The organism is Fluviicola sp. (assembly GCF_030151805.1).
Classification (GTDB): Bacteria; Bacteroidota; Bacteroidia; order Flavobacteriales_D; family Crocinitomicaceae; genus Fluviicola.
On sequence record NZ_JASLCN010000339.1, the window covers coordinates 1 to 8,207 of the forward strand.

The 8,207-nt window shown below is 40.7% G+C and carries 9 protein-coding genes; 7 read left to right on the forward strand and 2 right to left on the reverse strand.

The features are described from left to right. From Q1V93_RS12880 to Q1V93_RS12900, 6 genes are all read left to right on the forward strand, one after another. The coding region (locus Q1V93_RS12880) for an ACT domain-containing protein (RefSeq protein ID WP_367183801.1) at positions 1-522 on the forward strand (522 nt) is incomplete at its 5' end. 143 nt (positions 523-665) lie between these two features. Then, complete coding sequence (locus Q1V93_RS12885) at positions 666-1,601, forward strand: hypothetical protein (protein WP_300665269.1); 936 nt, start codon at positions 666-668, stop codon at positions 1,599-1,601. Positions 1,602-1,721: 120 nt separating this feature from the next. Continuing rightward, positions 1,722-2,177 carry a transcriptional repressor gene (locus Q1V93_RS12890; protein WP_300665270.1) on the forward strand — a complete coding sequence of 152 codons (456 nt, stop codon included), beginning with the start codon at positions 1,722-1,724 and terminating at the stop codon, positions 2,175-2,177. Beyond that, on the forward strand, positions 2,177-2,530 hold the full coding sequence (locus Q1V93_RS19410) for an STAS domain-containing protein (RefSeq protein ID WP_367183802.1): 354 nt from the start codon (positions 2,177-2,179) through the stop codon (positions 2,528-2,530). Before Q1V93_RS12890 ends, Q1V93_RS19410 begins: the two co-directional genes overlap by 1 nt. Further along, a complete protein-coding gene (locus tag Q1V93_RS12895; RefSeq protein WP_300665272.1) occupies positions 2,527-3,798 on the forward strand; it encodes an adenylosuccinate synthase in 1,272 nt (423 codons plus the stop codon). The genes Q1V93_RS19410 and Q1V93_RS12895 overlap by 4 nt, the downstream gene beginning before the upstream one ends. A gap of 1 nt (position 3,799) precedes the next feature. Further along, the gene (locus Q1V93_RS12900; RefSeq protein WP_300665273.1) at positions 3,800-5,404 is read left to right on the forward strand and encodes an OstA-like protein; all 1,605 of its coding nucleotides are present in this window, start codon (positions 3,800-3,802) and stop codon (positions 5,402-5,404) included. Between the two features lie 2 nt (positions 5,405-5,406). On the opposite strand, the gene Q1V93_RS12905 is transcribed toward Q1V93_RS12900, so the two are convergent. After that, positions 5,407-6,603 carry a WG repeat-containing protein gene (locus Q1V93_RS12905; protein WP_300665274.1) on the reverse strand — a complete coding sequence of 399 codons (1,197 nt, stop codon included), beginning with the start codon at positions 6,601-6,603 and terminating at the stop codon, positions 5,407-5,409. Beyond that, positions 6,603-7,625, reverse strand: coding sequence for an AI-2E family transporter (locus Q1V93_RS12910; protein WP_300665275.1), 1,023 nt, complete (start codon positions 7,623-7,625; stop codon positions 6,603-6,605). Before Q1V93_RS12910 ends, Q1V93_RS12905 begins: the two co-directional genes overlap by 1 nt. A gap of 195 nt (positions 7,626-7,820) precedes the next feature. On the opposite strand from Q1V93_RS12910, the gene Q1V93_RS12915 reads away from it, so the two are divergent. Beyond that, the coding region (locus tag Q1V93_RS12915; protein WP_300665276.1) for a hypothetical protein at positions 7,821-8,207 on the forward strand (387 nt) is incomplete at its 3' end.

Sequence of the window (8,207 nt, forward strand, 5' to 3'; positions counted from 1 at the left end):
AAACCAGCGGCTAATAAAGACAAACACGAGCTGGATGTCTATCCGAAAATCAACAAAAAGGAAGATACCATCATCATTGGAGAAGACTTCAAGAACATCCAATATCAAATGGCTCGTTGCTGTAACCCGATTCCGGGAGATCCTGTATTCGGGTTTATTACCATTTCGGAAGGAATCAAGATTCATCGCATCAACTGCCCGAATGCAGAACATTTGCAGTCCAAAATGGCTTATCGTTGTATTAAGGCAAGATGGAGAAGTCAGGATTTGGTAGCGCGCGTGGCAGCTATCCGCCTGATCGGAATTGATGATGTGGGAATTGTAAATAAAATCACCGAAGTGATTTCGAATGAATTGAACGTGAACATGAAATCCATTTCCTTCGAAGCCAATGATGGTTTGTTTGAAGGACGAATTCATGTTCTGGTATACGATACGGAACACTTGGATACCCTGATGCGCAAATTTGAGCAGGTAGAAGGAGTGAAGCGGGTAGAGCGATACGATACGAAAGAAGATTAACGGAGAACGGTTTTATGATCCGTTTTGCACGGATTCGTAAAATTGCGAATTGCCATTTTGGCAAAATGCAAATCAATCAATTTTGCAAATTAACATTTCATGGCGTGAATTTTGTTGCTTTTGGGAGGGTTTAAACTGCTCATATGAAACATATTGCTACTTGCATCGTCGGAATTTTCCTTATTCTTTTTCAGGGCAATGCACAAGTTTGTCCACCGGAAAAAGCCAAAAACAACACTTCCGAACCGGATGAAACCTCGGGTACGCTTCCGATCAAAACAGATGCGGCTTACCTGGATTTAAACAAGCTGAACGATTTGGTTGCCGGTAAACGCCGGAATGTTTTTCGTTTCGGATATGGAATAAATGCCATCATCCGAATGGATCGAAATCAAACAGGTTTCAGGACCATGAATGATTTATCCTGGTACAACGATCGTGTTGGGCATGTTTTTGATTTTTCGGGAGAAATGGGTTCGCGATCCCGTTGGTTGTTGGGATTTTCATTCGGTTTTCAGAAGTTGGGACAAATGAACCAATCCAAAAGCTATTTACCGGAAGAGTATGGGCAAGGCGGATCAGGTTCGGAAAATTTTCCGCTGGAAGCAACGTTTGAATTGAAAGCCAGAACATTTACACCACTTCTTTATACCGAATACCGTTTCATGGCTCCGTGGAAAGGATTTTCAGGATTTGTTCGTGCAGATATGGGAATGACAATCTATCGGGCGTATATGGAAGTGAGCTACCGGGATAGCTGTGGCTGTCAGAAGGTTCCGGTTTCAGATTGGGAAATGTCAACCGCGTTTCATGCCGGATTCGGAATAGGAGTCAACTGGGAATACCGGTTTATCGGAGTAAAAACCTTAATTGGGTATCAAATGCAAACAAAAGTGAAATTCAGGGAAAGGGATGCATATGAAAATTACACCTTCGCTTTTGATCCTGCTCAGTACGAATTTAAAGGAAATCCGGGCGATAACAGATTTTCCATTCAGAAATCGGGAAGCGCTGCACCGAGAAGCTATAATCCGCTTTATTTCCAGGTGATGATTTACTTCAGATTGATATCCAAATAGCGCAGAAAAAGGAAATATGTGCAAAAGGCACACAATTCGTTGAAAACTTCTTATTATGGCAATTGTTCTTGGTGGTAAAGAAGAAAAAAATAACTACTTTTGCCCTTTCAACATTGTCAGATGCAACAACAAGATCTGCAGTTAACAGTCAGAAATATATTTTCAGCATATTTGGAGCAAAACGGGCACCGAAAAACCCCCGAACGCTTTGCAATTTTGTCGGAAATTTATAACTACAAAGGTCATTTTGATATCGAATCCTTGTATATCAAGATGAAGAATCAAAACTACCGTGTTTCCAGAGCAACTTTATACAATACCATCGAGCTTTTATTGGCTTGCAATTTGGTTCGGAAACATCAGTTCGGAAAAAACCTGGCTCAGTTTGAAAAATCTCACGGATCAAAACAGCACGACCACGTTATTCTGACGGACACCGGGGAAGTCATCGAATTTTGTGATCCGAGAATCCAAAGTATTAAAGCAACGATCGAAGAAATCTTCGGAGTTAAAATTCAGCATCATTCACTTTATTTCTACGGAGTTAGAAACGAAGAGAATGAACAGGGTCAGTAATGAGTGCTCAGTTTGACATAACGAAGTCATCGAATTTTGTATTGGTCAAAATTTCAGGAAGAATCATTTCCGACGAAGGACTGACTGAAGCCTTAAATCAAATAGATCAGGTATTAACAAATGAATTGAAAGCTGTGTTGTGCGATTGTTCCGCTTTGGAGTATTGTAACAGTACCGGTCTGAATTTCTTTGTCCGGATTCTGACAAGATCGCGAAAAACAGGCTTGGACTGCGTGTTGGTAAACTTACAGCCATCCGTGAAAAAGCTATTCGAAATATCCAAGTTAAACGAAATTTTTAGCTGCTTCAATTCGACAGAAGAAGTTGAAGCGAAATTTAATAAAGTCACATGAAAGTAGATGTTCTTTTAGGATTACAATGGGGAGATGAAGGGAAAGGAAAGATTGTAGATGTTCTTACTCCGCAATATGATATTATTGCTCGTTTTCAAGGTGGACCAAATGCAGGTCACACACTTGAATTTGAAGGAGTGAAACACGTTTTGCACACGATTCCTTCCGGAATTTTTCATGGAAATGTGGTGAATTTGATCGGAAACGGAGTGGTAATTGACCCGGTTATTTTTCAAAAAGAATTGGAAAAGTTGGTTCCGTTCAACATCAATGTAAAAGAGCGTTTGATTGTTTCCAGAAAAGCACATTTGATCTTGCCAACGCATAAGTTGTTGGACGCAGCTTCCGAAGCTTCCAAAGGAAAAGATAAAATCGGAAGTACGTTGAAAGGAATCGGACCTACTTACATGGATAAAACAGGTCGAAACGGATTGCGTGTAGGAGATATTTTCCTGCCGTCATTCAAGGAAAAATACCAGACACTTGTTGAGAAGCATTTGAACATGTTGAAGCATTATGAAGGCTTTGAATACAACCTGGAAGAATTGGAAGGTCCGTGGATGGAAGGAATCGAAGTGTTGAGAGGGTTGACTGCGGTTGACAGCGAACAATACATGAACGATGCAATGAAAGCAGGGAAAAAAGTATTGGCGGAAGGAGCTCAGGGAACGATGCTGGACATTGATTTCGGAACTTATCCGTTTGTCACATCATCCAATACAGTAACTGCAGGAACTTGTACAGGTCTTGGAATCGCACCTTCAAAAATCGGTGATGTAATCGGAATTTTCAAAGCATACTGTACGCGTGTTGGTTCCGGGCCATTCCCAACAGAATTGGAAAATGAAATCGGTGAGAAAATCCGTAAAGAAGGACGAGAATTCGGTGCTACAACCGGAAGGCCTCGCCGTTGCGGATGGATCGACCTTCCGGCAATGAAATATGCAATCATGATCAACGGTGTAACCGAGTTGGCGATGATGAAAGCAGACGTTTTGGACACATTCGAAACCATTCGTGCGTGTACAAAGTACAAAGTAGACGGAGTAGAGCAGGATTACATGCCCTACGATATCGACGGAGTAACGATTGAGCCTGTTTATGAAGATATTCCGGGATGGAACAAAGATCTGACTGGTTTGACTTCTTATTCAGAAGCTCCTGAAGCATTGAAAGACTACGTGAACTATTTGGAACAACATTTGCAAGTGCCGGTTACAACAGTTTCTGTTGGTCCGGATCGTAAACAAACGTTGGCAACGAGATAATTTGAAGTTATTCAGCACATATACTTATCGAATTGCGCTTTTTTTAAGCGCAATTTTTGTGTGCACGCAATTTTCAATGGCCCAGGGTTCCTGGCTGGAATTACTTCCCGGAGCTAAAAAACTTTCTTACGACGAACGAACGGGTAAACAGCGTCTTTCTGGTTTCCTGAATTTCAAATACCAGGGAAATGTCATGTTTTGTGATTCTGCACATTACAAAGAGAGAACGGGCGAAGTTTGGGCTTACGGAAAAGTCCAGATCAACAAAGCCGATACCTTGAATTTGTTTTGTGATTCGCTGTATTACAATGGAAGAACAAAACTGGCAAAGTTGTGGGGACATGTGAGGATTCGCGACCGGGAGTACAAGGTCACGACCGATTCATTGGATTACGATGCGAAAAGTTCAAAAGCCATTTACCGGAATAAGGGGCGTATCGAGAACATTACAAGCAACGAAGTACTCACCAGTACATTCGGCTATTTTTATCCGAATACCGAAGAGGCATTTTTCAAAGGAAATGTCGTTTACAAAAGTGATGATCTGAAACTCACTACCGATACGCTGCATTACAATTACCTGGTTCATAAAGTGTTTTTCTACGGTCCGACCGTCGGAACGACTAAAGATTCGAAGTTTTATTGCGACCGGGGCTGGTATCATGTCGAAACCGAAGAAGGTTTGCTGACAAATAATGCAAAGATCGAGCAAGAGCCGCGAGTGATTACCGGAGATAGTTTGTATTATGCGCCCAAACGGAAATATGCGCTTGGAAAAGGACATGTACAGATGATCGACACTGCTCAAAAAGTACAGTTTAATGCCGGGCATTTTGTGTCGGATGGAAAAACATTAACGGATGTTCTGACGGATTTCCCGCTGATTCGCATCATGAAATCAAAAGACACCTTGTTTCTTCGGGCAGATACTTTGTTTCATGTAAGAGATACGCTGGAAAAAACACTTCGGATCAGAGGCGGGCGCGATGTGCGCATTTTTCAGAATAAAATTCAGGGAGTGTCGGATTCACTCGATTACAAAAAAGCCGAAGGAATCATGGATTTGTGGGGAAATGCGCATTTCTGGAGCTACAATTCCGAATTGATCGGAGATACGATCAGGGTATTTGTAAAGAATGATACGCTGATCGAAAAAGCACATCTTTATCCGAAAGCCTTTGCCGCCAATGAACTGGATTCGGGAAAATATTACAATCAGCTTTCCGGAAAAGAAATCTGGTCTTATTTCAAAAATAATGAATTGATGAGATCGGATGTGATTGGCCAGGCAAAGACTATTTTCTACCCGGAAGAAGAAGTAAAAACCGATACGGCGATCGTGATCAAACGAAAAGGGTTGAACAGGATCTTTTCGTCAGATCTGAGAGTTTACCTGGATAGCGGGGAAGTGGTCGGAGTAACTTATCTGAATCAGCCGGACGGGAAGTTTTACCCGATCAACCAAATTGATCCGGAAGAACAGTTTTTACCGGAATTTAAATGGAATCCGCTCCTCCGGCCTAAAACCTGGCAGGAATTATTGAAACCACGGGAAATTATCAAGGAAGAAGAGGTGAAGAAAGATCCGGATAAAAGGGAGAAGTGATCTTAATCCAGTTTGATTAACTTTCCGGAAGCATCCACACGATAACTGATAAAAGTGTCATTCACTTCTTCTACAACAATCTTTTCTTCCGGCTTTACTTCGAAAAAACGAAAATCAGTCAATAATTTTCCGTTTCCATCCATCAATGCGAAATTGTAAATCTTAGAGGAATTTTCTTCGTTGTTTCCTTTTCTCTGAACGGCATATAACTGATTTTGATCTTCCGAAATCAAATGAATGACCTGCTGAAAATCATTTCCACCGATCAACTGTTTGTTCAGATTCAAAACACCCATGAATTTCTCCTCCAGCGTTTCGGAATCAATCTCTGAATCCATGGTCGAAACCAATGAATCGTATTGGGAAAGTTCATTCGGACGTTGGGCAATTCCAAGCTTCGGAAGTGTTGAAACCAATGTTTTGCGCAAGTTTTCACCTGCTTCAAAAACAAATTGTCCGTTTCCGACAGCATGAATACTTTTAAAAATGAAAGGAAACAGGATGAGACCGTTTACATCAATCATGCTGGTTTGATTGTAAAAGAAAACCTGTGCATAGCCGTAAGCAAAATCATCGGCTGAAGTGAATTGTTCCTTGATTTCGAAATTACCTTTCCGATCGATGTAGCCGATCAGCCCGGATTTGCTTGCCGCGGCGAATCCTTCCGAAAAAGGACTTGCATAGGTGAATTCGTGATCAACGACCACGTGATTTTTCTTATTGATAAAACCGTATTTCCCTTTCAGTTTCGTCAGGTAAAGACCTTCGCTTGGCGCAGCCATTTCTTCGTATTCAAACGGAATGATGATTCTCCCGATGGTATCGATTAACCCGAATTTTTTGTCGCTGTTCTGAGATGCAATGATGTAACCTTCCTCCAAAGCCAACAAGCTGTTGTATTGGCAAGGAAGAACCTGTTTGAATTGCCGGTTGTAATAACCAAGCGAATAGGAACGCTCGTATCCGTTGGATTTATTGATCTTGAAAACGAAAAGACCTAAGTGGTTCTCAATGATTTTCGAGTATACAAAGGGAATGATTTCCTTTCCGCTTGCAGATTTAATACCGACTTGTCCGGCGGCATTTTTTGTAATGACATTTGTTCCGCCAAAAACAGGTTTATCCTCGACTTCGTCCTCAAATTGAGAAAAGGAACCGAAAGCTGTAACCAGGAAACAAAAGATTAAAAAAGCCTTCATTAATGTTCGATTTCTCCTTTCTCGGAAAGTAAGATTGCAATTCCCCTGGTAGACTTAAACTTAGAGAAAATGATCACCATAATCACCGTGATCGGAACGCTCAGGAACATTCCCGGAAGTCCCCAGATGAAGCCCCAGAAACCAAGAGACAGAATCACGACGATTGGGCTTACATTCATGGTGTTTCCCATGATTCTTGGCTCAATAATATTTCCGGCAAAGAATTGAATAGATCCTGTGCTGAAAAGAATAATCAAGGATTCGCTGTAAGTTCCGAATTGAATGATGGAAAAAATAGCAGGTAAAAACGAGCTGATCAAGACTCCGAAGAACGGAATGAAACTGAACATGAAGATCAGTAATGCCCAGAAAAACGGAGCATGCAACCCGATTAATGTGAAAATCAAATAACCGATGGTGGAGGAGACCAAAGCAATCAAGGATTTGATTCCAAGGTAATTGGTGATTGCTTTTTCAATCCGTCGAATGACTTCAATGCGTTCATTGTACGCTTCTTTCTCCGGGAACATCGCTTTGACTTTGAACTTGAAAGAAGATTCTTCCATGATAATGAAAAGCATGTAAATCAACACGATGACCACATTCGAAATAATGGTTTGCAATGAGCTGAGTGCTGAAGTAATGTATTTACTGATCAGATCGTTTGAGTTGAAACTCTTGGTCAGATCTTCAATTTTATAGCTGGATACGTGGTCAAATTCTTTCAGGATTGCAGTGAAATTGGTGTTGTAAACATCGTAATACTTGATCAGTTCCTGGATGTTTCTTTCAAAAATCATTCCGATCACCCAAACGGACGAAAACAGAATGGCCGAACTTAAAAGTGTTTTGAGCCCTTTGGGGAAAAAGCGATCCTGTAACCCGATGACGTAAAAGAGCGAGCGGATTTTCCGCATTAACAGCCAGAGAATTGCTCCGAAAATGAGTGGAATAATGAGGCTTTGTCCCAGGTAAAGTATCACGACAACAATTGCAAAAATGATCAAGGCGTGGCTTGTCATTTGAACTTTTGATATTTTTTGAGGGACTTTTTCCATATTTCCTTCGAAATTAAGAAAAAGCTTGTCTTGTTTCTACTTTTAGATAATTATAAATGTAGCCCTTCACAATTAGTTCATAGGCAAATTAGTGTATACTGCGTTTTTAATTAAATTTAAAAGAATTAGTACTATTCATTTATGAAAACCTAAAAATTTATGAAAAAACAATTTATAAACTTGGTGCAAGTCCCTACGCGAACGATGCTTAATGTTTTTCTAGCGTTATCGATTTGTAGCAGCGCTACTTTTTTTGGCTGTCAGAAAAAGGAAAAACGAATTCAGAAGGAAAAAACGGCGAGTGAACACCGTTATAATCCCTCAACTACAAAGCTTGCCAGTGTGAATGTTTTTAAAGAAAACACCATGGCTTGGAGTGATATTATTCGGGGTTATAGCTCTGAAAATACTCAGTATCGTCATGCAAAGTTATTCTTATCGCTTGGTCTTGTCGAGGTAGTTAAGGATCCTGTTATTGCAGACTGGATTATTAATGAGGCACCAATGCATGAGGACAGTGTGTTTTATTTTGAGGATTTATTTGCT